This window comes from Qipengyuania sp. L-5Y, from assembly GCF_056859455.1.
In genome coordinates this window covers 501,407-524,848 of the sequence record NZ_JBSXOM010000031.1, presented here as the reverse complement: position 1 = coordinate 524,848, position 23,442 = coordinate 501,407, and the positions used below count along the sequence as shown (strand labels likewise).

The following is a 23,442-nucleotide window of genomic DNA, read 5'->3' as shown; positions in this document are numbered from 1 at the left end:
CCCCGCGCGCCCAGCCGTCTAGATCAATATTGCGCAGCGGCTCCAAACACGCCGATGATCAGGGGATCACGTGTCGCCCTCGGATCACGGCGGATCGCCGCTTCCTCCGCACCGATTTCGCGCCAGATCGTGTTGTCCAGACTGGTCGCGAAACGATTGGTCGCGCCAGCAAAATCGATACCCGTCAGTCCCTGGATGAGTTCGCCGACCAGGGGGTCCTGCGAAATTCGTATCGCCTCGCCCAGTTCCGGCACCATCGCTTCCACCAGCGTGGCCCCCATCGAACCGCGCAGGAACGTGGTCGCCGCCGTCGGCCCGCCGCGCACCAGGTCTAGGGCATTGTTGATACCGACTACGCGAACGGCGTCGGAAACCAGCGGCGCGGCCCGCGCTGCTCCTTCATAGGCGATGTCGCCGAACGCGCGGTCCAGTCGGTCCTTGAACAGGGCCGAGGTCAGTATCCGCGACAGGACATCCCCGCGGGCGCCCAGCAGATTTCTGAAACCGACCTGCGCAACCTGCTGGTCCCAGAACCCGTCGGCCTGCAGCATGCGTGCGAAGGCCCGCTCGCTCGACAGGAACAGCATGCGCTGCACGGCATCGACGAGACTGAAGCGCGGCACCGACGTACAGGCCGGCAGCAAAAGCAGCCCGCCCGATGCCGCCATGCCGCCCAGCAGGGCACGTCGCCCGGTGGGTTTCACGAGAATATCGTTCATATTGTTGGTCCTCATTTCGTCCCACCCTTGTTTCCATAGCCTTGCGCCGCCCATATGGCCGAGCGATGAACCGCGTGCGCTGCCTTGTCCTCAATGCTGCCCTGGGGCCCCTTGATTACAAGGTGCCGGAAGGATTGAGGGTCGAACCCGGATCGGTGGTCGAATGCCCGCTCGGGCCGCGGACCGTCATCGGAATCGTCTGGGAGGCCGAACGGCTGCCGGGTACCGAGGTTCCGGCCGAAAAGCTGCGACCGCTACGCGGCATACTACCCGTCCCGCCGCTTTCGGCCCCTCTGCGCCGCCTGATCGAATGGACAGCCGATTACTACGTCGCCTCTCTCGCCGGGGTGGCAAGAATGGCGCTGTCGTCAGGGGGAGCGCTGAAGGGCCCGGCGACGATGACCGAATATCGCCTCACCGGCGGCTTGCCGGAACGCATGACGCCCCAGCGCCAGGCAGCCATCGACGCACTGGACGGTGAGCAGGCCAATATCCGCGAACTGTCGGGCATTGCAGGCGTGTCCGAAGGAGTCCTGCGCGGGCTGGTCAATCAGGGCGTCCTCGAACCTGTCGAGGTGGATTGCGACCGGCCTTACGACACCGCACGCCCGGATTTCGTACAGGTCGATCTGAGCGACGAGCAGCAAGCGGTCTCCGACGTGTTCTCCGCTGCGGTGCGCAAGCGCGACTTCGCACCGTTCCTGCTCGATGGGGTCACCGGATCGGGCAAGACGGAAACCTATTTCGAACCTGTGGCGGAAGCCTTGCGCATGGGGCGGCAGGTGCTTGTGCTGCTGCCCGAAATCGCCTTGACCGAGAACTTCCTCCACCGGTTCGAAGAACGCTTCGGCGCCGCCCCCATCCTGTGGCATTCCTCGCTCAAATCGACCGAACGTAGGCGCGCCTATCGCGCGGTTTGCGAAGGCTCGGCGCAGGTGGTGGTCGGCGCCCGCTCTGCCCTGTACCTGCCCTTCGCAAAGCTGGGGCTGATCGTCGTTGACGAAGCGCATGAAACGAGTTTCAAACAGGAAGACGGGGTGCGCTACAATGCGCGCGATGTCGCCGTTATGCGCGGCCATTTCGAAAAGGTGCCCGTCATTCTCGCAAGCGCCACCCCCGCGCTGGAAAGCCTTCAGATGGCAAAAAGCGGGATTTACGAGAAGGTCGATCTACCCAGCCGCTTTGGCGGCGCGGAATTGCCGGCGATCGAGTTGATCGATCTGACCGAAGAAAAGCCGCCTCATGGCATGTGGCTGGCGCAGCGGCTGGTCGACGGGATCGAGGAAAGGCTGGAGCGCGGCGAACAATCGCTGCTGTTCCTGAACCGGCGCGGCTATGCACCGCTGACCTTGTGCCGCAATTGCGGCTTCCGGTATCAATGCCCCAATTGCAGCGCCTGGCTGGTCGAGCATCGCTTCACCCGCCGGCTGGCCTGCCACCATTGCGGGCACGAGGCGCCTGCACCGCAAGCCTGCACCGAATGCGGCGAACCCGATTGCCTCGTCGCCTGCGGCCCGGGCGTGGAACGGATTGCCGACGAAGTGGCCGAACGGCTCTCGCAGGCCCGCGTATTCGTGGCCACGTCGGACACGCTCAATTCACCGGGCCGTGCCGCAGAATTTATCGCTGCGGTCGAAGCGCGTGAAATCGACGTGATCGTCGGTACACAGCTGGTCACCAAGGGGTTCCATTTCCCCGAGTTGACGCTGGTCGGCGTTGTCGATGCCGATCTGGGGCTGGAGGGCGGCGATCTGCGTGCAGGCGAAAGGACGTATCAGCAGGTGGCCCAGGTGGCCGGGCGTGCCGGACGCGGTTCAAAGCCGGGTGAAGTGCTGATCCAGACGCGCCATCCCGAGGCCCCGGTGATTGCCGCACTCGCTGCGGGGGACCGGGACGCTTTCTATTCTGCCGAAACCGAAATGCGGCGCGAGGCCGGCGCTCCGCCGTTCGGTCGCTGGGCCTCAATCATCATATCGTCGGAAGACGACGGCGAAGCGCGTGAGGCGGCCAATCGCCTTGGTGCTTTCCGGCCGGATGTGGCGGACTGCATGATCCTGGGACCGGCCCCTGCCCCCATGGCCCTGCTGCGCGGGCGCTATCGCTATCGTTTTCTCATCAATGCCCGTCGCAGTGTGCAACTACAGCACGTCATACGGCGGTGGCTGACACAGGTCGATCACCCCGCAGGCGTGCGCGTAGCGGTCGATATCGATCCTTACAGTTTCGTCTAATCCTGCTCGCTGTCGAACACGGCGCGAGCGGCTTCTACCTTGCCGATGTTGGCGATAGCCCAATTGCCGAGCTGGGCGACCGGGTTGCACAAGGATTTGCCGAGCGCGGTCAGCGCGTAATCGACACGGGGCGGCACTGTCGGCGTCACTGCGCGACTGACGAGCCCGTCCCGCTCCAGCCCGCGCAGCGTCCGGGTCAGCATGCGCTGGGAAATACCGGGAATTTCGCGCCGCAATTCATTGAACCGGCGCGATTCCTCGGTCAGCGCCATCACCACGCGCACGGACCATTTATCCCCGACACGGGCGAGAATGTCGTTCACCGCCGTACATTGCGGCGCGTCGTGAACTTCAAGGGTTACACCGGTGTCCCTATCGGACACAAAAGTGCCTTCTTGTGCAAGTCGGGTTGTAGTTTCCATATAGCCTCCAAGTTATCGATAGTAACTACGGAGTTTCAATAGTGCAAATCCTTCGCATCGACAGTTCGACCACCGGCGATCAATCGATCAGCCGCAAGCTGACCGACGAGCTGGTCGCTCACTTCACGGCCAAACATCCCGACGCCACTCTCGTCACCCGCGATCTCGTCGCAGAACCGCTCGCCCACATCGACCCGATCACCACCAAGGCGATCCGCACCGCGCCCGAAACGCATGAAGAAGCCGTCGCGGCTGCCTATCCCGACCAGCGCGCCGTGCTCGACGAATTTCTCGCGAGCGACATCGTGATCGTTGGTGCGCCGATGTACAATTTCACCATCCCCTCGCAGCTCAAGGCATGGCTCGATCGCCTCGGCGTGCCCGGCGTCACGTTCCAATATTCGGAAGCTGGACCGGAAGGCTTGGCGGGCGGGCGCAAGGTCGTGATCGCATCGGCGCGTGGCGGCGAATATTCCAACGATCAAATGGCGGAAAACCAGGAAAGCCTGCTGACGACTTTCTTCGGTTTCATCGGGGTCGACGACCTTCATTTCGTGCGCGTCGAAAAAGCCGGCTTCGGTCCGGACGCGATCGCCGCCGGAATGGAAGCGGCAAAAGAAACGATCGCAAAACTCTGAGGCACCAAGACGGACGCCGGGCATTGAAACGGCAATGCCCGGCCCCGTTCTCGTTCCCATACTCGGCGATCAGCTGAGTCGCCAAATCGCGTCGATCCGTGGGTGCGCCAAGGACGACACCGTCCTCCTGATGATGGAGGTCTGGGACGAGGCAACATACGTCAAACATCACAAGCAGAAGATCGCCCTGATCTTTTCAGCCATGCGCCACTTCGCCGACGAGTTGCGCGAAGCTGGTTGGACGGTGGATTACGTCAAGCTCGACGACAAGAACAATGCGGGCAGCTTTACTGGCGAGCTGGCCCGCGCGGTCGAAAACCATGCACCGCGCCTGATCAGGGTCGTGGAAGCGGGCGAATGGCGGGTCCGCCAGGATATGGAACAATGGCCCGATGAATTTCCCTGCGACGTGGAGATCCTGCGAGACGACCGCTTCATCTGCCCCCAGCCGGAATTCGATGAATGGGCCGAAGGCCGCACCGAATTGCGGATGGAGTTCTTTTATCGCGAAATGCGCCGAAAGACCGGCCTGCTTATGGATGGGGACAGGCCCGAAGGCGGAGAATGGAACTACGATAGCGAAAACCGCCAGCCACCTAAGGAAGGCCTTGCCGCGCCGGAACGCCCGAAGTTCGAACCAGACCAGATCACACAGCAGGTCATCGAACTGGTCGAAGATCGATTTCGCGATCATTTCGGCAGCCTCGAGAAATTCGAATGGCCCGTCACGCGCGAGGAAGCAGAAGACGCTGCCGACGCGTTTTTCGCCGAACGGATCGAATGCTTCGGTCCCTATCAGGATGCAATGCTCGCGGGCGAGGACGACCTGTTTCACTCTATGCTGTCCACCAGCCTCAATCTCGGTCTGCTCGACCCGCTCGATCTCTGCCATCGCGCCGAGCAAGCCTATCGTGACGGCAAGGCGCCACTCAATTCGGTGGAAGGCTTCATCCGGCAAATCATCGGCTGGCGGGAATATGTGCGCGGTTTCTATTGGAACCAGATGCCGCATTTGCAGACTGCCAATGAACTCAATGCGCAACGGGGGCTGCCCGAATTCTACTGGACAGGCGAAACCGACATGGCCTGTCTTGCCGACTGTATCCGTTCGACACGCGATAACGCGCATGCGCACCATATCCAGCGCCTGATGGTGCTGGGCAATTTTGCATTGCTCGCGGGTATAACTCCGCGCGACGTACAGGACTGGTTCCTTGTCGTTTATGCCGATGCTTACGAATGGGTCGAACTGCCCAATGTGTCGGCCATGATCCTTTATGCCGACGGTGGGAAGCTCGCGTCCAAACCATACGCCGCCAGCGGAAACTACATCAACAAGATGAGCAATTATTGCGCGGGCTGTGCATACGCGCCGAACAAGAAGACCGGCGAAGGCGCATGCCCGTTCAACCCGCTATATTGGCACTTTATGCACCGGCACCGTGACCGGCTGGAAAAGAACCGGCGGATCGGCCGGATTTACGCCAATTGGGATCGGATGGGGTCTGAAAAGCAGCAGGACTATCTGCGCAGTGCAGATCGCTTCCTCGACACACTGACTCCGGCCGGTTCGGGCTGGGCCCGGCGCGAAGATGGTTAACGCTGCGACCGCCTGAACGTCGCTTCACCGCATATTGAGGTCAGATTGACGACTCGTTTGGAGACAAATGGGGGGACGTTCATTTGCGCATAAGGTCGACCTGCACACCGGTGCCGACCCGCGGCCGTGTGCCGCATGTGATTGATGATGGACAAAGGGGGCTCATTTGCCCGCATATGCTTAACGGAGGGGGTGCATCGGACAGGTTTGGTCCGGGCACATGGCACATGCGGTTGACGGTTTAAGGAGAAGATTATGACTGCCATTTCCAAAAGTTCGAAGACATTGGCCATAATTGCCGCACTGACTCTGCCCGTGACCGGTAGTGTCTACGCACAAGAAATCGCACCGCAGGATGGTCAGGAAGGTGAAGTTCTAACCACTGTCACCGGCACCACTCCCAGCGATCTGTCCGGCATGCCCGATGGCCCGACCGTCGAAGGCGTCATTTCCGCCCGCACGGACGACAAGATGCAGGTGACCACTGTCGATGGCGCGCGCACCATCGTAGCGATCAGCCCGGCGACTGAAATCCGCAGCAGCGGCGGTTTCCTCGGCCTTAACAAGGATACCCTGCCCCCTGCAGATCTCCTGAATGGTCTGCCTGTTGAAGTCCAAACGGTCGAATGGGCCAATCGCGGTCTGATCGCGACCAAGGTCGCGCTCAAGAGCAAGGACCTCAAGACGGCGCGGATGATCCACAACGGAACGGATCAGCGCTTTGCTTCCAACGAAGCCGCCACCGAGGCTCTGCGTGGCCGGGTCGCCAATATCGACGAATACAACGTGAAGGGCGTCACCAACGTCTATTTCGACACGGGCAAGTACGCCCTGTCGGATTCGGCGCGGGCCGAACTCTGTCAGACCGCTGGCCAGGCAGATGCAACATCGAACGCCCTGCTCCTTGTCGTCGGCTACACCGATTCGACCGGCGATTACGAGTTCAACCAGGAACTCAGCGAAAAGCGCGCGGCGCGCGTGGTCAACTTCCTCCAGCAGGAATGCAAATGGGCCCCGTATCGCATGATGACGCCGACCGGCATGGCCGAGGCGGATCCTGCGGCGGATAACACGACCGAAGCCGGCAAAGCGCAGAACCGCCGCGTTGCCGTCAACATCCTCGTCAGCAAGAGTGTAGACGGGATGGGTTCCGGGTTCTGATCCGAACCGATCTTTCAGCGAAAAGGGCGGGCCTCACGGTCCGCCCTTTTTCTATCGGTCGTTCATGCAGTCAGGATACCAGCTGAGCATCTGCATCCGCCCGCTTGATCTCTTTGTGTTCGTCTTCGATCAGTCCGTGCTTCCAGTAGCTCGAGATATAAAGATCGTCCCCGCCAAGGCCCATCTGGCCGCGCAGGTAATCGCGCAGTTTCCGCATGGAGGTGAATTCGCACGCTGCCCACGCGGCGAGCTTTCCTTCAGGCTGCCCGATCGATCGCAGCGCCTCGACCAAGAGATCGGGATGCCGTCCCGGTTCCGGATTGATAAGCCAACGGATCTGCACGCCTTCGGGAGCGATGATGTCCGGTCGGTCTGCCTCATCTTGTATCTCGATGACGGCTAATCCCCGAGCATTCGCAGAAAGAGCAGAAAGGTTGACGCAGATGGCTGGCAAAGCAGTCATATCACCGGCGACAAGATAGAAGTCGCGACCTTCCGGCAGGGGCTTGGGCAATCCCGGCCCTCCGACCAGGACGGTATCGCCCGGCATTGCCGACAGCGCCCAGCGTGTCGCTGGTCCTGCGGCTTCTCCTCCATGCAATGCGAAATCGACGTCGATCGCATCGCTGCGTTGATGGCGGATCGTATAGGTTCGTATAACCGCTTTCGATGTCGCAGTCGGTGGCGACAGGATGAGTTTGATATAACCGCCTACAAAGCCGGTGGGAAAGTCTCTTAGCTCATCGCCGCCCAGCGTGATGCGGATCATCGATGGGGACAGGCGCTGGCTGGATTGGACTGTAAGGGTTCGCGGGCTTGGTCTCGTGCTCATCGCCTTTAGTTAATGCGAATCATTCGCAGTTCAAGCCCGATCGTTCCGCCGGTTCTCAGGGCAGGCGCCCCTTACCGCCGTTCCCGCTTCAGCAATTCGCGCTTGATATCGGGGCCATAGGCATAGCCACCGAGGTCGCCGCCCTTGCGCACGACGCGGTGGCACGGGATCAGAACGGCCACATTGTTCCTTGCGTTCGCGCTCCCTGCCGCGCGTACCGCCTTGGCATTGCCCGCCGCCGCGGCGATTTCGGAATAGGTGCGCGTTTCGCCGGTGGGGATCGCACGCAGCGCGTCCCAGCACGCCTCCTGAAAAGCGGTTCCTTTCACGTCCAACGGGATATGCGAAAAATCTCCCGGTGCCTCGACGCTGGCCACGACCTCGGCGAGCAATTTTGCGAACGCGTCTCCGCCTTCCACAAGCTCGGCCTTCGGGAACCGGCGTGCCAGCTCGCTCTCGTCCTCGCCGAACGACAGGCGGCAGACGCCCTTCTGCGTCGCCGCGACGAGCATCGGCCCCATGCTCGTTTCGACCACCGCCCAGTTGATCGTCACGCCCGCTCCCCCATTCGCCCATGCACTTGCCGTCATCCCCAGCCGTCCTTTCGTATTCTCGTAAAAGCGCGATGCCGATCCATAGCCGGCCTCATAGATTGCGCCGGTCACGCTCTCACCGGCCGACAGGGAATTGCGCGCACGTTCTTCGCGCAGGGCCCGGGCGTAGCTCGCCGGCGAAAGACCGATCGCGCGCTTGAAGATGCGCTGGAAATGCGTCGGCGAATAGCCGGTCAACTCGGCCAGAACCGCAAGCGAAGGGACGTCCTGCGCATTGCGGATCTCGTCGATCGCGGCCAGCACGGCTGCCTCGTCCCGCCCGACGTCGTCCGGCAGACAGCGCTTGCACGCCCGCAAGCCGGCCGCCCGCGCCGCCGCACAATCGGTAAAAAAGCGCACATTGCCCCGGTCCGGATGTCGCGCGGCGCAGGATGGCCGGCAATAAATACCCGTGGTCAGCACGCCGGTGACGAACCGCCCGTCATAGGTTCGGTCGCGCCGCATGACGGCGGCCCAGGCAGTGTCGTCGGTGATGGTCACGGCAGCCTCCCTATAGCGCATGGAACGCCGATGTGCGCCAGTCCCCCGCGCGATGCATCCCGCATCTTGCGATCAAAGCCAATGATCTTCACAAGGCGGCTCCGATGGGACGCCTTCCACTCCTCCTTGCCGCCTTGCTCACGCTCCTCGCGCCGGCGATGGCCCATGCGGATCCTGCCGATATCGATGCGGCCGCCCGCGGTGTGGTGCGCGTCGTCATCATCGGCGAAGAGGATGGCGAGCTGTTCCCGATCAGCCACGGCACGGGCTTCGCCGTCGCCCCGGACAAGGTCGTGACGAACGCCCATGTCGTGCGCGACGCGCTGCGTGACGAGGTGATGAAGATCGGCATCGTCCCCACTGGCGGCGGCGAGGCGGTCTATGGCCAGCTTATCGCCGTTTCGACGCGCAACGATCTGGCGCTCATACGGATCACGGGCGATCTGCGCCTGCCCCCACTGGCGATTGCCGGCGGGCTGCCGCCCGACAGCGGCGAGGTAACCAGCGTCGGTTATCCGATGAATGTCGACCGCGCCCAGGGGCTCGACATCAGCGACATCTTCCGCAGCCAGCCTCCGGTGAAAAGTCGCGGCTTCATTTCGGGCGCGCGCCCCAGCCGTCAGTTCGACACCATCCTGCACACCGCCCCCATCGCGCGCGGAAACTCCGGGGGTCCCCTGCTCGACGCCTGCGGCCGCGTGGTCGGGGTGAACAGTTTCGGTGCCGACAACGATGGCGGCGATGCGGAATTCTATTTCGCCGTATCCAATCGCGAGCTTCTTCCCTTCCTGCGCGAAAACGAGGTCGAGCCCCGCGTCAACAACACCACCTGCCGCTCCATGGCCGATCTCGACGCGGCCGAGCGGGAACGCATGCAGAGCGAACAGATGGCGGCACGCGCCGATCTGGCCGAACGCACCGAAGCCACGCGTGCCAGGCGCGAACGCGCCCAGATCGAAGCGCAGCAGGCCGTCATCATGGAGCGTGAAGACCGGGTATTCCTGGCCTTCGTGCTCCTGCTCGTCGCCTTCGGCCTGGGCCAGTGGGCGCTCACCCTGTGGCAGCAGGACGCAGGCGAGCGTGACGAGAAGCGCCTGCGTATCGTCGGCGGTGCGACGGCTGTCGTCGTCCTGATCGCCCTCGCCGCCTATCTGACCCGCCCGGGCCTCGATGAAATCGACCGCCGCGTCGCGGCATCCATGCAGGAAGGCGCCGATGGGTCCGATGCGGAACCTGGCGAGGCCAAGGATCTGGCCCTGCTGTGCACGCTCGTGCCCGAACGCAGCCGTATTACCAATGCGGATACGCAGGACGTGGAATTCGACTGGACCGCCGATGGCTGCGTCAACGAACGCACGCAATATGGCTTTGCCGGCGGTTCGTGGAGCCGCGTGTTCGTGCCCAACGACGAGGCGGCGGTGTCGGTCAACAGCTTCGATCCCGACCGCCGCATCTTCCGCAGCGAACGGTATCTTCTTCCCCGTAGCGAAATGAGCGAGGCGCGCGAAGCCCGGGCCAAATTCGAAGCGCCCCAGTGTGGAAGCGAAGGTGCCGCCTCCAGGCTCGGCGAACTGCAGAGCGAAGTGCTGGGCAAGCTGCCGCAGCAGGCGAACGAACGCCTGGTCTACGAATGCAAGGCGCGGAACTGACGGATCAGGCTGCCAGCGGTTCACCCGTCAGCGTGATGCGGTGCATTTCGCGGGCATGTCCCTGGTAATCGTTCGAAGCGAAATGCCAGGTCGTGCGGTTGTCCCAGATCGCCACCGATCCCGCTTCCCACGCCACGCGGCAGACATTGTCGGCCTGCGTCGCGGCGTCGTACAGACGTTGCAGCAATGGCAGGCTTTCCTGCCGTGTCCGGCCCACGATATTGATCGTGAAGGCGCTGTTTACATACAGCAGTTTGCGCCCGGTCTGCGGGTGGCGGATTACGATGGGATGGATCGCACCCGTCTTCAGCCCCTGGCCGCGCAAATCGCTGCCGATGTCGGTCTGCGCGTATAGTCCGCCTTCTTCATATATGTGGTCGGCGGTGTGGAAGGCCTCCAGCCCCTCGATCTCCAGCTTCAGTTCGTCGGACAGCGCATCATAAGCCTCGCCCATATGCGCCCACAGCGTATCGCCCCCGCTTGGCGGCAGCGTCCGCGCGACCAGGATCGATCCCATCGCAGGGATCTGGTCGTAGGAATGATCCGTGTGCCATCCGCCGCCGATATTGGTGACCTGATCCGCCCGTTTCCGCACTACTGCGATTTCCGGGTGATCGTCCGTCAGCGGGAAGTAATTGTTGATGTCGATGCCGCCCCACCTCCTGGCAAAGGCGATATGCGCGTCGGGTGTAAAATCGTCCTGCCCGCGAAACAGGGCGACACCGTGCGTGAAGATCGCCTGCTTTATGCTATCCAGTTCCCGGCCATCCACACTGGCCAGATTCACACCGGTAATTTCGACCCCGCACTTCGGGGCCAGCGGTACGGCCTCCATCGCTTCTCTCCCGTGCGATTGGTTTCTTTGTGCCACGTAATTTACGCTCTTTAACAACGGAGTCCAGATTCCCGGTCCGGAGTCGGCTTGCCATTGACGGGGGGCTTTGCTAGGCGCGCGCCGACCTTGCCGGGGCGACTCCTGTCTGCCCGCGAACGGCTCGGCTCGCACAGACTTTTCTTCCGGACCCGAGAGGACCTTAAGCGCGTGGATATTTCCGCCGGTATTCAGGCTAGCCTGGCAGGGCGTTACGCTTCGGCCCTGTTCGACCTCGCCAGCGAAAACGGGACCGTGACAGCGGTCGAATCGGACCTCGACAAGATCGAGGCCGCGCTCGGCGAATTGCCCGAGCTCGCTGCCGTCACGACCAACCCCAAGGTGTCGCGCGCCAATGCGCAAAAGGCCTTGTGGGGCGTGTCCGCCCTTCTGGGCGTTTCCGAGCTGACACAGAACTTCCTTGGCGTGCTGGCACAGAACCGCCGCCTGTCGCAGCTTCCGCAGGTAATTCGCGCATTCCGCGCCATCGCCGCCGCACAGCGCGGGGAAGTCACGGCAGAAGTGACCAGCGCGCATGCACTCAACGATGCGCAGCTCGCCGATCTGAAAGCCAAGCTGACGGCCCGCGAAGGTCGCACCGTAAAACTTTCCACGAACGTCGACCCCGATCTGCTGGGCGGCCTCGTCGTCACCATCGGTTCGAAGCGCCTCGATGCCTCGATCCGCACCCGTCTCAATTCGCTTTCCCAGGCCATGAAGGCTTAAAGGACACACATCATGGATATCCGCGCCGCAGAAATCTCGAAGGTCATCAAGGACCAGATCGCCAATTTCGGTACTGAAGCCGAAGTCAGCGAAGTCGGTACCGTGCTGTCGGTGGGTGACGGTATTGCCCGCATCCACGGCCTCGATAACGTGCAGGCCGGCGAAATGATCGAATTCGCCAATGGCGTTCAGGGCATGGCGCTCAACCTCGAAGCCGACAACGTCGGTGCGGTTATCTTCGGTTCCGACCAGGAAATCGGCGAAGGCGACAGCGTAAAGCGCACCAACACCATCGTGGACGTTCCCGTCGGCAAGGCCCTTCTTGGCCGCGTGGTCGATGCTCTGGGCAATCCGATCGATGGCAAGGGTCCGATCGAAACGACCGAGCGCCGTCTGGTCGAACAGAAGGCTCCGGGCATCATCCCGCGTGAATCGGTCAGCGAGCCTGTGCAGTCTGGCCTGAAGGCCATCGACGCCCTCGTCCCGGTTGGCCGTGGCCAGCGCGAACTGATCATCGGCGACCGTCAGACCGGTAAATCGGCTGTCGCGATCGACACCTTCATCAACCAGAAGGAAGCCAATCAGTCCGACGATGAAGGCAAGAAGCTTTACTGCATCTACGTCGCCGTCGGCCAGAAGCGTTCGACCGTTGCGCAGATCGTGAAGCAGCTCGAAGAAAACGGCGCGATGGAATACACGATCGTCGTGGCCGCAACCGCTTCGGAACCGGCTCCGCTGCAGTACCTCGCACCTTACACCGGCGCTGCGATGGGCGAATTCTTCCGCGACAACGGCATGCACGCCGTCATCGTATACGACGACCTTTCCAAGCAGGCCGTTGCCTATCGTCAGATGTCGCTGCTGCTTCGTCGTCCTCCGGGCCGTGAAGCCTATCCGGGCGACGTGTTCTATCTCCACAGCCGCCTGCTCGAACGTGCGGCAAAGATGAACAAGGCTGAAGGCGGCGGCTCGCTGACCGCACTGCCGATCATCGAAACGCAGGCTGGCGACGTCTCGGCCTACATTCCGACCAACGTGATCTCGATCACCGACGGCCAGATCTTCCTCGAAACGGACCTGTTCTATCAGGGTATCCGTCCCGCCATTAACGTGGGTCTGTCGGTTTCGCGTGTTGGCGGTGCCGCTCAGACGAAGGCAATGAAGAAGGTCTCGGGCTCGATGAAGCTCGACCTCGCACAGTACCGCGAAATGGCTGCCTTCGCGCAGTTCGGCTCGGACCTCGACGCCGCAACGCAGAAGCTCCTCAACCGCGGTGCGCGCCTGACCGAACTGCTCAAGCAGCCGCAGTTCTCGCCGATGCCGTTCGAAGAACAGACCGTGTCGATCTTCGCTGGCACCAATGGCTATATCGACGACGTTCCGGTGGACCGCGTGACCGATTACGAAGCCCAGATGCTGAGCTTCATGCGGTCCGAACATGCTGGCGTGCTCGAAGAAATCCGCACCACCGGCAAGTTCGAAGACGACACCAAGAACAAGGTCGTCGACGCGCTCAAGACCTTCGCCAAGCAGTTCGCCTGAGTCCACGAGACACTAAGATAGGGAGCCGAAATGGCTAGCCTCAAGGAACTCAAGGGTCGGATCAACTCGGTCAAATCGACCCAGAAGATCACCAAGGCCAAACAGATGGTCGCAGCGGCCAAGCTGCGTCGCGCTCAGGCTGCGGCCGAAGCTGCACGCCCCTATGCCGAACGGCTGTCGGGCGTCATGGCTTCGCTCGCCGGCAAGGTCAGCGGCGACAGCGCACCTCGGCTGCTGGCCGGCACCGGGAATGACAAGCGTCACCTGCTGGTGGTCGTCAACACCGACAAGGGTCTGTGCGGCGGTCTGAACTCCAACATCGTCAAGGCCGCCAAGATCAAGGCCCGCGCGCTTATTGCCGAAGGCAAGGACGTGAAGTTCTACCTCGTCGGCAAGAAGGGCCGCGCCCCGATCAAGCGCGATTTTGCCAGCAGCATCGAAAAGCATTTCGATACCTCGGCTGTGCGCAATATCGGGTTTGAAGAAGCAGAGGCAATTGCCGATGATCTGATTGCGCGTTTCGAGAATGGCGAATTCGATGTCGCGCACCTCATCTACCCGATCTTCAAGTCTGCACTGGCGCAGGATCCGACGGTCGATCAGCTGATCCCGGTCCCTTCGCCTGCTCCTGCAGCAGCGTCCACCGGCGGCGATGCCGTCGTCGAATACGAACCGGGCGAAGAGGAAATTCTCGAAGAATTGCTTCCGCGGTATGTGAAGACCCAGCTGTTCGGTGCGTTGCTGGAACGCGAAGCTTCCGAACAGGGCGCTTCGATGACCGCGATGGACAACGCCACGCGCAATGCCGGCGATCTGATCCAGAAGCTCACCATTCAGTACAACCGCAGCCGTCAGGCCGCGATCACGACCGAACTGATCGAAATCATTGCCGGCGCGGAAGCGCTGTAAAATATAAATGGAGAGGATGCCGGAAAGTGTCGCAGAACGCTGACCGGAGCCATACTACGATGATCAAGACTATCCCCGCCCTCGCCGCTCTCGCCCTGCTTGCTGCATGTGGCAACGAACCGGCTGAACAGCCCGTGGCAGAGGTCGCGACGCCCGAACCGGTCGAAACGCTGCCCGCCCCCGATCAGGAACTGTTTTCGGTCAAGTATGCAGAAGCTTGCCCCGACGAAAAGCCCGTCAACACCGCAGTCTGCAAGCGCTCCGGCATGGGTTCTCCGGACGTCGTCTGCGAATTCGGCCTCGGTGACGACGAATACCTGCGTAATAAGGCAACACTCACTGCTGGCGAAGGCGAATGGACCTTTGCCGATCCGGAAAATGTTTGCGTCGGCTAAGACGCGATAAACCCCAAGTCAGGACATAGATCATGGCCACCGCTCCCGTACTCAACCAATCGCCCAATGGCACCATCAGCCAGGTTATCGGCGCCGTCGTCGACGTGCAGTTCGAAGGTGAACTGCCCGGCATCCTGACCGCGCTGGAAACAAAGAACGGCGATAACACGCTGGTTCTCGAAGTCGCGCAGCACCTCGGTGAAAACACCGTTCGCACCATCGCGATGGACGGCACCGACGGCCTCGTTCGTGGCCAGGAAGTCGTCAACACCGGCGCGCAGATCACGGTCCCGGTTGGACCGAAGACGCTCGGCCGCATCATGAACGTCATCGGCCAGCCGATCGACGAACGCGGCCCGATCGGCGCAGACCAGACGATGCCGATCCACGCGGAAGCCCCGCTGTTCATCGACCAGTCGACCGAAGCGGCCATTCTCGTCACCGGCATCAAGGTGATCGACCTTCTCGCTCCCTATGCGCGTGGCGGTAAGATCGGCCTGTTCGGCGGTGCCGGCGTTGGCAAGACGGTTCTGATCCAGGAACTGATCAACAACATCGCCAAGGGCCACGGCGGTGTGTCCGTCTTCGCCGGCGTGGGTGAACGTACCCGCGAAGGTAACGATCTCTACCACGAATTCCTCGACGCCGGCGTCATCGCCAAGGATGCGGACGGCAACGCAACGTCCGACGGTTCGAAAGTGGCGCTCGTCTTCGGTCAGATGAACGAACCTCCGGGCGCCCGTGCCCGCGTCGCTCTTTCGGGTCTGACGATGGCGGAATACTTCCGCGACGTGGAAGGCCAGGACGTGCTGTTCTTCGTCGACAACATCTTCCGCTTCACGCAGGCGGGTTCGGAAGTGTCGGCTCTGCTCGGCCGTATTCCTTCGGCCGTGGGCTATCAGCCCACCCTGTCGACCGACATGGGCAACCTGCAGGAACGCATCACCTCGACCACCAAGGGCTCGATTACCTCGGTCCAGGCCATCTACGTTCCCGCCGACGACCTTACCGACCCGGCCCCGGCAACCTCGTTCGCCCACTTGGACGCAACGACCACGCTGAGCCGCGCGATCTCGGAACTGGGCATCTACCCGGCCGTCGATCCGCTCGACTCCACCAGCCGTGTTCTCGAACCCCGCGTCGTCGGCCAGGAACACTACGAAACGGCCCGTAAGGTCCAGGAAACACTGCAGAAATACAAGAGCCTGCAGGACATCATCGCCATCCTCGGTATGGACGAACTCAGCGAAGAAGATAAGCTGACCGTCGCCCGTGCCCGCAAGATCCAGCGCTTCCTGTCCCAGCCGTTCCACGTCGCCGAAGTGTTCACCAACATTCCTGGCGTGTTCGTCCAGCTCGAAGACACCATCAAGTCGTTCAAGGCCGTCGTCGAAGGCGAATACGATCACCTGCCGGAAGCCGCTTTCTACATGGTAGGCGGCATCGATCAGGCGGTCGAGAAGGCCAAGAAGCTGGCCGAGGAATCGTAAGCACATGGCCCTCCACTTCGAACTCGTCACACCGGCCAAGCTGGTCCGCTCCGAAAACGTCCACATGGTCGTCGTCCCCGGAGCGGAAGGCGAATTCGGCGTGCTCGAGGGTCACGCGCCCTTCATGTCCACGATCCGCGACGGCGCCGTGCAGGTCTACAAGACCGAAGGGGCCGCTCCGGAAAGCATCGAGGTGCGCGGCGGTTTTGCGGAAGTCAGCGAAAAGGGACTGACCGTCTTGGCCGAGCACGTCGAAGGCTGAAGCTCGTACGACAGACTAAACAGGAAGGGCGGCCCACGGGTCGCCCTTTTTCGTTTCGGAGCAGGCTTGGCACCGAGGAGCGTGCTTACGCGTAATTTAACCATTGTCGGGACATATGCTTGTCATGAGTTCGCTCCCCCAAACCGAGCCGATCACGAAATGGAAGCGCGCCGATGTCGCCGCGTGTATCGTCCTGCTGCTGACGGTAATCGCGGTGCGCGCGCCGTGGATCGGGAATGCAAATGCCGACGTCGACGAGCAGCTCTATTCTCTCATCGGCAATGCGATGCTCGACGGCAAACTACCATTTGTCGATCTGTGGGATCGAAAACCGTTCGGCCTGTTTGCACTCTTCGCTCTAGCACATGCCGTCGGCGGCCCGGCGGCTGCTTCATATCAGGTCCTCGCCGGGTTATTCACATTAGCTGGCGCGGTGATGATGTATGTTCTGTCCCGTGCTCTCGTCGACCGTGTGGCAGCCTCCGGCGCAGGGCTGCTTTATGTCATGTTGATGTCGACTTACGGCAGCCATTCCGGCCAGTCGGAGGCGTTCTATGTTCCGATGATGCTGGCGATGGCACTGCTGGTACGCGATCCTGCCCATCCTCGGGCCTTTCGCCGCGCGCTTGCAGCGATGCTGATCGGCGGGTTTGCCTTGCAAGTGAAATACACAGTCGTTCCGCAATGTATCTTCTTTGGCATGTGGGCGCTTTGGGGGCAGTACAAACGTGGCGCGCCGGTGTCGAAACTCTGGCGCTCGGGGATCGCATTCGCCGCTCTGGGCCTATTGCCAACAATCGCCGTAAGCGCCTTCTACACTTTCATCGGTCACTTCGATACTTTCCTGTTCGCCAATTTCACGTCATTTTTCGATCGCCTGCCTTCTCCAGGTGGCAGGCTCAATATAGATCACACCGCATTTGCTTCGCCGCTCGTCGTCCTGATCGTTCTCGGCGGTTACGCAGCGATCCGATTCAGCCCACCACGCGAACGCCAAACCTATATCTTTATGCTTTTCTGGCTTGTCGCGTCTCTTGCGACGGTCTTTCTGCCCTCGACCGTCTATCGGTATTATTACGCGGCATTGGTTCCAAACGCGGTCCTGGTAGCCCTTCCGCTCATCGACTGCCGGACAAAAGCACGCTGGATACCGTTGGCAATTGTCGTTGCAGGTGCAGCAGCTACGCTGTCCTTGCCGCAGCAACACGCAAAGTCGCAAGAACAGAGCGCAACGCTGAACAGGCTGTCACGAGCCATAACGCCGAATGTTGACAATAAGACCGAATGTCTGTGGGTCTTCGACGGACCGACATCGCTCTACACGCTCAGCGGTAGCTGCCTGCCCACCCGCTACATCTACCCTGATCACTTGAACAACGCTCTCGAGCGAAATGCCCTCGGCGTAGAGCAGACCGACGAGGTGGCACGTATTCTCGCGAACCGGCCGCCGATCATCGTGACCGCTGATACAAAATTCACGATCCAAAACGAAGATGCAGGGCAGCTCGTTGAGCGAGCGGTAACAGACCTTTATCGCGAATTGACCAATGGCGTCCTCCACGGACGCACAATCAGAGTATGGAAGCGGATCGACTGACAATCGGAAGCTTGAATTTCCGATGACGAGCCTTCACTCTGAGGCCATTCCAAGCTTCTTCGGAGACATGCCCTTGAAACTCGTATCTGCGCTGGCCATTGCGGCTGCCATGACGTTTGCAACGAACACTCCCGCGATTGCTCAAGATGGCATTCCCGGCCCTGAGGAAGACAGCTACATCTGGCTCGAAGAAGCGCGCAGCGACAGGGCTCTTGATTGGGTGCGGGCGGAAAACGAACGCACTACGGAGTTGCTGGCGGGCGACCCTCGTTTCGACACCGTCAAGGCCGAAGCGCTTGCAATCTACGATAGTGAAGATCGCATTCCCTACGTGTCGATCCGGCCCGACGGACTGTACAATTTCTGGCAGGACAAGCAGAATCCACGCGGGCTTGTCCGCCGCACCACATTGGAAAGCTATCGAACCGACAATCCACAATGGGAAACCGTTCTCGATGTGGATGCACTCGCCAAGGCCGAAGGCCGGGAGTGGGTCTACAAAGGTTACGATTGCCTGCCGCCAGAAGAGCGCCTCTGTATGATCGCGCTATCCGACGGTGGCGAGGACGCCACCGTGCTTCGCGAATTCGATATGTCGACCAAGTCCTTCGTGGATGGCGGTTTCGTCCTGGATCAGAAAAGCCAAGGCGGCATCCAATGGCTGGACCAGGATACACTGCTCGTCAGCCGCGATTTCGGTGAAGGCACACTAACGGAAAGCCAATATCCACGGACAACTCGCGTTTGGAAACGCGGAACGCCAATCGACCAAGCCGAAGAAATCTGGCGCGGCGAGGAAGCCGACGTTTGGTCGGGAGCAACGCTGCTGCGCGATCATACCGGCACTGTACATGGCACGTATGCCTTCCGCGCAACCAGCTTCCATGAAACCGAATACTTCTGGCAGAAGGACGGCGAGTGGCTGCGCCTCGACATGCCGCTCAAAGCAGCGCCCTATGGCCTGATAGATGGCCAGTTGCTCTTTTCGACCGATGTGGATTGGGAAACGCAGGGTCAGACTTTCCCCGCGGATGCCTTGATTTCCGTCGATCTGGAAGAGTTCAAGGCCGACCCGAATGGCGCGACCAAGACGCTCGTCTGGGCGCCTGAAGCGAAGCAGACCAAACAAGGCGCGGCGAATACGGCAGAGAGCCTTTATGTAAGCCTTCTCGACAATGTTCGAGCCAGGGTTCTCAAGTTCGACTATGTGGACGGCAAATGGGTTTCCACAGAAGTCGCGCTACCGGATAACTCGACACTCGGGGTAGCGGCGGCTTCCGATGGGTCCGATGAGATCATGTATTCGGTGACCGATTTCCTCACCCCGTCGACCCTCTACTACTCCGACGGCAGTGGCGCGCCCGAAGTGATCAAGACTTCCCCGAGCAACTTCGATGCGACCGGAATGGAAGTCGAGCAGTTCGAAGCGACCAGCGCAGATGGAACGAAGATTCCGTACTTCCTCGTCAAACCCAAGGGCATGGTAATGGATGGCACCAATCCTACCTTGCTGACCGGCTACGGCGGTTTTCAGGTTCCGCGCCTACCGTCTTACCTGGGTTCGATCGGCAAGATCTGGGCTGAGCGTGGCGGGGCTTACATCCTCGGCAACATGCGTGGGGGCGGCGAATTCGGCCCGAACTGGCACCAGTCGGCAATTCGCGAAAACAAGCAGCGCACCTGGGACGATTTCATTGCTATCGCGGAAGACGCGATCGCACGGGGTATCACCAGTCCCGAGCACCTTGGTATCCAGGGTGGCTCGCAGGGCGGATTGCTGGTCGGCACAGCCTTCACCCAGCGACCTGAGCTATTCAACGCGGCAATCGTCCAGATCCCGCTGTTCGACATGCTGCGCTATCACGAGATTGGACGCGGCGCGTCGTGGATCGGCGAATATGGCGATCCACGCATTCCGGAACAGCGCGCCTGGATCGAACCCTATTCTCCCTATCAGAAGCTGCTGGAAGGCAAGGATTACCCTGCCCCATTCTTCTGGGCGTCGACGGCGGACGATCGCACTCATCCTGCCCATGCTCGCAAGGGCGCTGCACGGGTTAAGGAACTGGGACAGGATTATTATTATTTCGAAAACACTACCGGTGGCCATTCCGGCGGAGTGGACAACGAACAGCGCGCCAGGCTCCAGGCTCTGCAGATGATCTATCTGCTGCAGCGACTGGCCGACTGATAAACGGGCAGCTTAGGCAACCAATTTGATCCGTCCCTCCGGCCTGACCGGGGTGGACGGGTTTTTGGATTCAAGAGCATTTTTCATCAGGCCCTCGGCCTGCCTCGTCGCCTCGCCGATCGTGAGGGACAGTTTCTTGACCTCATCGGCGACGACGGCAAAGCCGCGGCCCGCTTCACCAGCTCGCGCGGCCTCTATCGATGCATTCAGTGCCAGAAGGCGCGTCTGGTCAGCGACAGCCTCGATCGTGCGCACGATCTTGCCGATGTCCGAAATGGTCGCTTCCTTGATGTTGGAAGCCTCTACCAGTTCCTTTCGCAGCCGCTCGCTGTCGCGTAGGCGGTCGTCGAGCTCCAGTTCGAGCTCCGTCTGTCGCGTTATATCGGTCGCGATCTTGAGCACTCGGGCAGGCTTTCCATCGGCATCGAAGATGGGCGTGTAGACTGCCTGAAGCCACAGGGTGCCGCCATTGCGATGTTCGCGCTTGAAGCGATTGGCCATCGTCAGGCCCTCGCCCAGCTGTGCCCAGAACTTACGATACTCGTGCGACTGCGCATAAGTATGATCGCACAACATGCGGTGGTGAAAACCCACCACCTGCTTTTCGCGATATCCGAAGATCTCGAGAAATTTATCGTTTGCTGCGGTGATGATCCCGTCGAAGGTCATCTGGACCATGCCGAACGATTGCGTTGTCGCAGCCCATACCGCCTTATACTCGGCCAGCTGGCTAGACTTTTCCGTATCCAATGTCGGGGCTCCCGATTAACCTCCACCGCCGGCTAAAGGAACATGGTAAACGAGCTGTAAACGAATAGGGATGGCCGACGGACTTTCTGCCCGCCGCTGCCCGTGATTTCTGAAAAATCGCCTCTACAAGAATCGTACGACCAAAGTGGGAACACTCAGTCCTTCTTCTCGGCCGCTTTCTTCTTCTTCATCGCATCGTGAAAGCGGTCGGCCCAGCCAGGCTTCACGCTCTGCTCGCCGCGGACCACCCGGAGATCGCCTGCACCGACGTCCCGGCTCACGGCACTTCCCGCGCCGACGATTGCATCCGCGCCGATCGTGACGGGAGCGATGAGAGAACTGTTGGAGCCGATGAAGGCGCGCTCCCCGATCACGGTTTTGTACTTGAAATAGCCATCGTAATTGCAGGTGATCGTGCCCGCCCCGATATTGGCATTAGCGCCTATTTCAGCATCTCCGAGATAGGAGAGGTGGCTTGCCTTTGCGCCTTCGCCCAGCACCGCCTTTTTCATTTCGACGAAATTGCCGACAAAACTGTTCTTTCCCATAACGGCGCCGGGCCGCAGGCGCGCGTAGGGTCCAACCGAACAGTCTTCTCCGATAGTTGCCCCTTCGAGGTGACAAAAGCTCTTGATATGAGCGCCGCTCGCGATGGTCACACCGGGACCGAACACCACATTCGGGTCGATCGTGACGTCGGCTGCCAGCTTGGTATCGTAACTGAAGAATACGGTTTCCGGAGCCCTCAGAGTGACCCCTTCGCTCATCCAGTAATCGCGCTGATCATCCTGCCATTGCGCTTCCGCCGCCGCCAGTTCAGCCCTGCTGTTGATGCCCGCGACTTCAGCTGCATCGGTTTCCACCACGGCAACTCTATCACCCCGCGCGATGGCGCCCGTCGCGACATCGGGCAGGTAATATTCACCCTGCGCATTGTCATTGCCGACCGCATCCAGCAGCGCCCACATGTCGTCCGAATGCGCAATGATGAGACCGGAATTGCAAAGGTCGCACGCCCTTTCGTCTTCCGTTGCATCCTTATATTCCACCATCTTCGCCACCCGGCCATCGCGATCGGCAATGATGCGGCCATATTGCAGTGGGTCATCGGGGCGGAAACCGAGCACCGCGACCTTGGCTCCGTCGTCCAGCGCAGCGACCAGTTTGCGGACGGTAGCCGCCTTGACCATCGGGCAATCGCCAAAACACACGAGAATGTTGCCAGTGAACCCGGCCAACGCTTCGCGCGCCTGTAGCGCAGCGTGGGCCGTGCCAAGCTGGGGTTCCTGAAGAGCGGTCGTGATATCGCGATCCGCCAGCGCGGCATCCAGCTGCTCGCGCTTGTCCCCGACCACAACCACGGTGCGCTGGAATTCCAGTTCCGCAAGGCTGTCGAGCAGATGCATCAGCATCGGGCGTCCAGCAATCGGATGAAGCACCTTGTGCAGGGTGCTTTTCATGCGGGTTCCCTTGCCGGCAGCAAGAATTATGGCGGCGAAATCGCGATCGGTTTTCATGATCAAGGCCCTTGCCATCATTCCCTTGCAGTTTGAAGGCGCATACTGCACCGCCCGTCGCATGAGCCAACTGCCATTTCAGATTATCGGTTTCGACCTCGACGGGACACTGCTCGAAACCCACCGGGACCTCGGCGCAGCCGTCAACCACGCCCTCGAGCTTGGCGGGTTTGAGAAGGTCCCCGCCGATCATGCCAGCGACCTCATCGGCGGCGGTGCGAAGATCATGCTGATGCGCGCGGTAGACGAACAGGGCGGCCTGCCCGAAGAGGAATTCCGCAAGCTCTACAAAGCCATGCTGGCTTTCTACGCAGAGAATAACGCAGTCCACACACGGCCGTACCCCCACGCCGCCGAGGTACTGGCCGACCTTGATGATCGTGGCATCGCCATGGTCGTGGTGACGAACAAGTTCGAAAGCTTCGCCTCGCAAATCCTGGAATCGCTGGGTCTGCGCGATCGCTTCGCCGGCGTCATCGGCGGCGATACCATGGGCAAGGGACGATCCAAGCCTGCACCGGACCCGATCTTCGAAGCCATCAGGCGTGGCGGTGGGGGGTCGCTCGCCTTCGTGGGCGACAGTTCATACGACGTGAAAGCGGCTCGCGCGGCCAATGTGCCGGTGATCGGCGCACGCTATGGATATTGCGACAAGCCCCGCGGCGAACTGGGTGCGGATGCGGAAATCGATTCGCTGTCCGAACTCATACCGGCTCTCGTGCGCCTCGGCTGAACAGTCCGCCGCTACGGAATGGCGGTCCGCCATGCCCCCTGTTGCAACTGCGAGGGGATCGTGCCACCTCGCAGCCCACATTGACCTTTACGTAAACGACATAGCAGGAGCAG

General features: G+C 61.0%; 21 protein-coding genes. 14 read left to right on the top strand and 7 right to left on the bottom strand.

All coding sequences use genetic code 11. The features are described 5' to 3' along the window. Positions 1-23 precede the first annotated feature (23 nt). A complete protein-coding gene (locus AC13F2_RS13400) occupies positions 24-719 on the bottom strand; it encodes a DUF4197 domain-containing protein (RefSeq protein ID WP_482965481.1) in 696 nt (231 codons plus the stop codon). A gap of 65 nt (positions 720-784) precedes the next feature. On the opposite strand from AC13F2_RS13400, the gene AC13F2_RS13395 reads away from it, so the two are divergent. Continuing rightward, positions 785-2,950: a primosomal protein N' gene (locus AC13F2_RS13395; protein ID WP_482965480.1), complete on the top strand. Its 2,166-nt coding sequence runs from the start codon at positions 785-787 to the stop codon at positions 2,948-2,950. Here AC13F2_RS13395 and AC13F2_RS13390 read toward each other — a convergent pair. Continuing rightward, the gene (locus AC13F2_RS13390) at positions 2,947-3,333 is read right to left on the bottom strand and encodes a winged helix-turn-helix transcriptional regulator (protein WP_103024824.1); all 387 of its coding nucleotides are present in this window, start codon (positions 3,331-3,333) and stop codon (positions 2,947-2,949) included. The two genes, AC13F2_RS13395 and AC13F2_RS13390, sit on opposite strands and share 4 nt — an antisense overlap. A gap of 80 nt (positions 3,334-3,413) precedes the next feature. Here AC13F2_RS13390 and AC13F2_RS13385 point away from each other — a divergent pair, with 80 nt between their 5' ends. The 3 genes from AC13F2_RS13385 to AC13F2_RS13375 all read left to right on the top strand — a co-directional run bounded on the left by AC13F2_RS13385 (position 3,414) and on the right by AC13F2_RS13375 (position 6,771). Then, the gene (locus tag AC13F2_RS13385) at positions 3,414-4,010 is read left to right on the top strand and encodes an FMN-dependent NADH-azoreductase (protein ID WP_482965479.1); all 597 of its coding nucleotides are present in this window, start codon (positions 3,414-3,416) and stop codon (positions 4,008-4,010) included. 34 nt (positions 4,011-4,044) lie between these two features. Continuing rightward, positions 4,045-5,610, top strand: coding sequence for a cryptochrome/photolyase family protein (locus AC13F2_RS13380; RefSeq protein ID WP_482965478.1), 1,566 nt, complete (start codon positions 4,045-4,047; stop codon positions 5,608-5,610). A gap of 255 nt (positions 5,611-5,865) precedes the next feature. Next, a complete protein-coding gene (locus tag AC13F2_RS13375) occupies positions 5,866-6,771 on the top strand; it encodes an OmpA family protein (RefSeq protein WP_196846517.1) in 906 nt (301 codons plus the stop codon). A gap of 70 nt (positions 6,772-6,841) precedes the next feature. On the opposite strand, the gene AC13F2_RS13370 is transcribed toward AC13F2_RS13375, so the two are convergent. Both AC13F2_RS13370 and AC13F2_RS13365 read right to left on the bottom strand, forming a co-directional pair. Further along, positions 6,842-7,603 carry a siderophore-interacting protein gene (locus AC13F2_RS13370; protein ID WP_482965477.1) on the bottom strand — a complete coding sequence of 254 codons (762 nt, stop codon included), beginning with the start codon at positions 7,601-7,603 and terminating at the stop codon, positions 6,842-6,844. Between the two features lie 71 nt (positions 7,604-7,674). Continuing rightward, a complete protein-coding gene (locus AC13F2_RS13365) occupies positions 7,675-8,718 on the bottom strand; it encodes a bifunctional transcriptional activator/DNA repair enzyme AdaA (RefSeq protein ID WP_482965476.1) in 1,044 nt (347 codons plus the stop codon). 83 nt (positions 8,719-8,801) lie between these two features. Here AC13F2_RS13365 and AC13F2_RS13360 point away from each other — a divergent pair, with 83 nt between their 5' ends. Next, positions 8,802-10,346, top strand: a complete 1,545-nt coding sequence (locus AC13F2_RS13360; protein WP_482965475.1) for a S1 family peptidase — start codon at positions 8,802-8,804, stop codon at positions 10,344-10,346. 4 nt (positions 10,347-10,350) lie between these two features. On the opposite strand, the gene AC13F2_RS13355 is transcribed toward AC13F2_RS13360, so the two are convergent. Continuing rightward, positions 10,351-11,181 (bottom strand): TauD/TfdA dioxygenase family protein, encoded by an 831-nt coding sequence (locus AC13F2_RS13355; RefSeq protein WP_482965474.1) that lies wholly within the window; start codon positions 11,179-11,181, stop codon positions 10,351-10,353. 207 nt (positions 11,182-11,388) lie between these two features. Between AC13F2_RS13355 and AC13F2_RS13350 the strand changes: the two genes are divergently transcribed. The 8 genes from AC13F2_RS13350 to AC13F2_RS13315 all read left to right on the top strand — a co-directional run bounded on the left by AC13F2_RS13350 (position 11,389) and on the right by AC13F2_RS13315 (position 20,329). Continuing rightward, a complete protein-coding gene (locus AC13F2_RS13350) occupies positions 11,389-11,943 on the top strand; it encodes a F0F1 ATP synthase subunit delta (protein ID WP_482965473.1) in 555 nt (184 codons plus the stop codon). Between the two features lie 12 nt (positions 11,944-11,955). Then, positions 11,956-13,485, top strand: a complete 1,530-nt coding sequence (atpA, locus tag AC13F2_RS13345; protein ID WP_196846522.1) for a F0F1 ATP synthase subunit alpha — start codon at positions 11,956-11,958, stop codon at positions 13,483-13,485. Positions 13,486-13,515: 30 nt separating this feature from the next. Next, positions 13,516-14,394 carry a F0F1 ATP synthase subunit gamma gene (locus tag AC13F2_RS13340; protein ID WP_103024834.1) on the top strand — a complete coding sequence of 293 codons (879 nt, stop codon included), beginning with the start codon at positions 13,516-13,518 and terminating at the stop codon, positions 14,392-14,394. 59 nt (positions 14,395-14,453) lie between these two features. Continuing rightward, the gene (locus AC13F2_RS13335) at positions 14,454-14,789 is read left to right on the top strand and encodes a hypothetical protein (protein ID WP_103024835.1); all 336 of its coding nucleotides are present in this window, start codon (positions 14,454-14,456) and stop codon (positions 14,787-14,789) included. Positions 14,790-14,821: 32 nt separating this feature from the next. Beyond that, entirely contained in the window at positions 14,822-16,279 is a 1,458-nt protein-coding gene (atpD, locus tag AC13F2_RS13330) for a F0F1 ATP synthase subunit beta (protein WP_103024836.1), read from the top strand. A gap of 4 nt (positions 16,280-16,283) precedes the next feature. Beyond that, positions 16,284-16,541 carry an ATP synthase F1 subunit epsilon gene (locus tag AC13F2_RS13325; RefSeq protein WP_196846525.1) on the top strand — a complete coding sequence of 86 codons (258 nt, stop codon included), beginning with the start codon at positions 16,284-16,286 and terminating at the stop codon, positions 16,539-16,541. A gap of 124 nt (positions 16,542-16,665) precedes the next feature. Next, complete coding sequence (locus tag AC13F2_RS13320) at positions 16,666-18,138, top strand: ArnT family glycosyltransferase (protein ID WP_482965472.1); 1,473 nt, start codon at positions 16,666-16,668, stop codon at positions 18,136-18,138. A 67-nt stretch (positions 18,139-18,205) separates the two neighbouring features. Continuing rightward, positions 18,206-20,329: a prolyl oligopeptidase family serine peptidase gene (locus AC13F2_RS13315; RefSeq protein ID WP_482965471.1), complete on the top strand. Its 2,124-nt coding sequence runs from the start codon at positions 18,206-18,208 to the stop codon at positions 20,327-20,329. A 12-nt stretch (positions 20,330-20,341) separates the two neighbouring features. Here AC13F2_RS13315 and AC13F2_RS13310 read toward each other — a convergent pair whose 3' ends face one another. Then, complete coding sequence (locus AC13F2_RS13310) at positions 20,342-21,079, bottom strand: methyl-accepting chemotaxis protein (protein ID WP_272020219.1); 738 nt, start codon at positions 21,077-21,079, stop codon at positions 20,342-20,344. A 155-nt stretch (positions 21,080-21,234) separates the two neighbouring features. Then, positions 21,235-22,596, bottom strand: coding sequence for a bifunctional UDP-N-acetylglucosamine diphosphorylase/glucosamine-1-phosphate N-acetyltransferase GlmU (glmU, locus tag AC13F2_RS13305; protein ID WP_482965470.1), 1,362 nt, complete (start codon positions 22,594-22,596; stop codon positions 21,235-21,237). Positions 22,597-22,657: 61 nt separating this feature from the next. On the opposite strand from glmU, the gene AC13F2_RS13300 reads away from it, so the two are divergent. Beyond that, positions 22,658-23,329 (top strand): HAD hydrolase-like protein, encoded by a 672-nt coding sequence (locus AC13F2_RS13300; RefSeq protein WP_482965521.1) that lies wholly within the window; start codon positions 22,658-22,660, stop codon positions 23,327-23,329. Positions 23,330-23,442: the final 113 nt, after the last annotated feature.

Bases quoted from the DNA above. Each gene is read 5' to 3' on its own strand.
- atpA (WP_196846522.1), top strand. From the start codon at position 11,956: ATGGATATCCGCGCCGCAGAAATCTCGAAGGTCATCAAGGACCAGATC.
- AC13F2_RS13320 (WP_482965472.1), top strand. From the start codon at position 16,666: ATGAGTTCGCTCCCCCAAACCGAGCCGATCACGAAATGGAAGCGCGCC.
- atpD (WP_103024836.1), top strand. From the start codon at position 14,822: ATGGCCACCGCTCCCGTACTCAACCAATCGCCCAATGGCACCATCAGC.
- AC13F2_RS13370 (WP_482965477.1), bottom strand. From the start codon at position 7,603: ATGAGCACGAGACCAAGCCCGCGAACCCTTACAGTCCAATCCAGCCAG.
- AC13F2_RS13395 (WP_482965480.1), top strand. From the start codon at position 785: ATGAACCGCGTGCGCTGCCTTGTCCTCAATGCTGCCCTGGGGCCCCTT.
- AC13F2_RS13375 (WP_196846517.1), top strand. From the start codon at position 5,866: ATGACTGCCATTTCCAAAAGTTCGAAGACATTGGCCATAATTGCCGCA.
- AC13F2_RS13325 (WP_196846525.1), top strand. From the start codon at position 16,284: ATGGCCCTCCACTTCGAACTCGTCACACCGGCCAAGCTGGTCCGCTCC.
- AC13F2_RS13400 (WP_482965481.1), bottom strand. From the start codon at position 719: ATGAACGATATTCTCGTGAAACCCACCGGGCGACGTGCCCTGCTGGGC.
- AC13F2_RS13335 (WP_103024835.1), top strand. From the start codon at position 14,454: ATGATCAAGACTATCCCCGCCCTCGCCGCTCTCGCCCTGCTTGCTGCA.
- AC13F2_RS13315 (WP_482965471.1), top strand. From the start codon at position 18,206: ATGCCCTTGAAACTCGTATCTGCGCTGGCCATTGCGGCTGCCATGACG.
- AC13F2_RS13340 (WP_103024834.1), top strand. From the start codon at position 13,516: ATGGCTAGCCTCAAGGAACTCAAGGGTCGGATCAACTCGGTCAAATCG.
- AC13F2_RS13365 (WP_482965476.1), bottom strand. From the start codon at position 8,718: ATGCGCTATAGGGAGGCTGCCGTGACCATCACCGACGACACTGCCTGG.
- glmU (WP_482965470.1), bottom strand. From the start codon at position 22,596: ATGAAAACCGATCGCGATTTCGCCGCCATAATTCTTGCTGCCGGCAAG.
- AC13F2_RS13355 (WP_482965474.1), bottom strand. From the start codon at position 11,181: ATGGAGGCCGTACCGCTGGCCCCGAAGTGCGGGGTCGAAATTACCGGT.
- AC13F2_RS13300 (WP_482965521.1), top strand. From the start codon at position 22,658: ATGAGCCAACTGCCATTTCAGATTATCGGTTTCGACCTCGACGGGACA.
- AC13F2_RS13360 (WP_482965475.1), top strand. From the start codon at position 8,802: ATGGGACGCCTTCCACTCCTCCTTGCCGCCTTGCTCACGCTCCTCGCG.
- AC13F2_RS13380 (WP_482965478.1), top strand. From the start codon at position 4,045: ATGCCCGGCCCCGTTCTCGTTCCCATACTCGGCGATCAGCTGAGTCGC.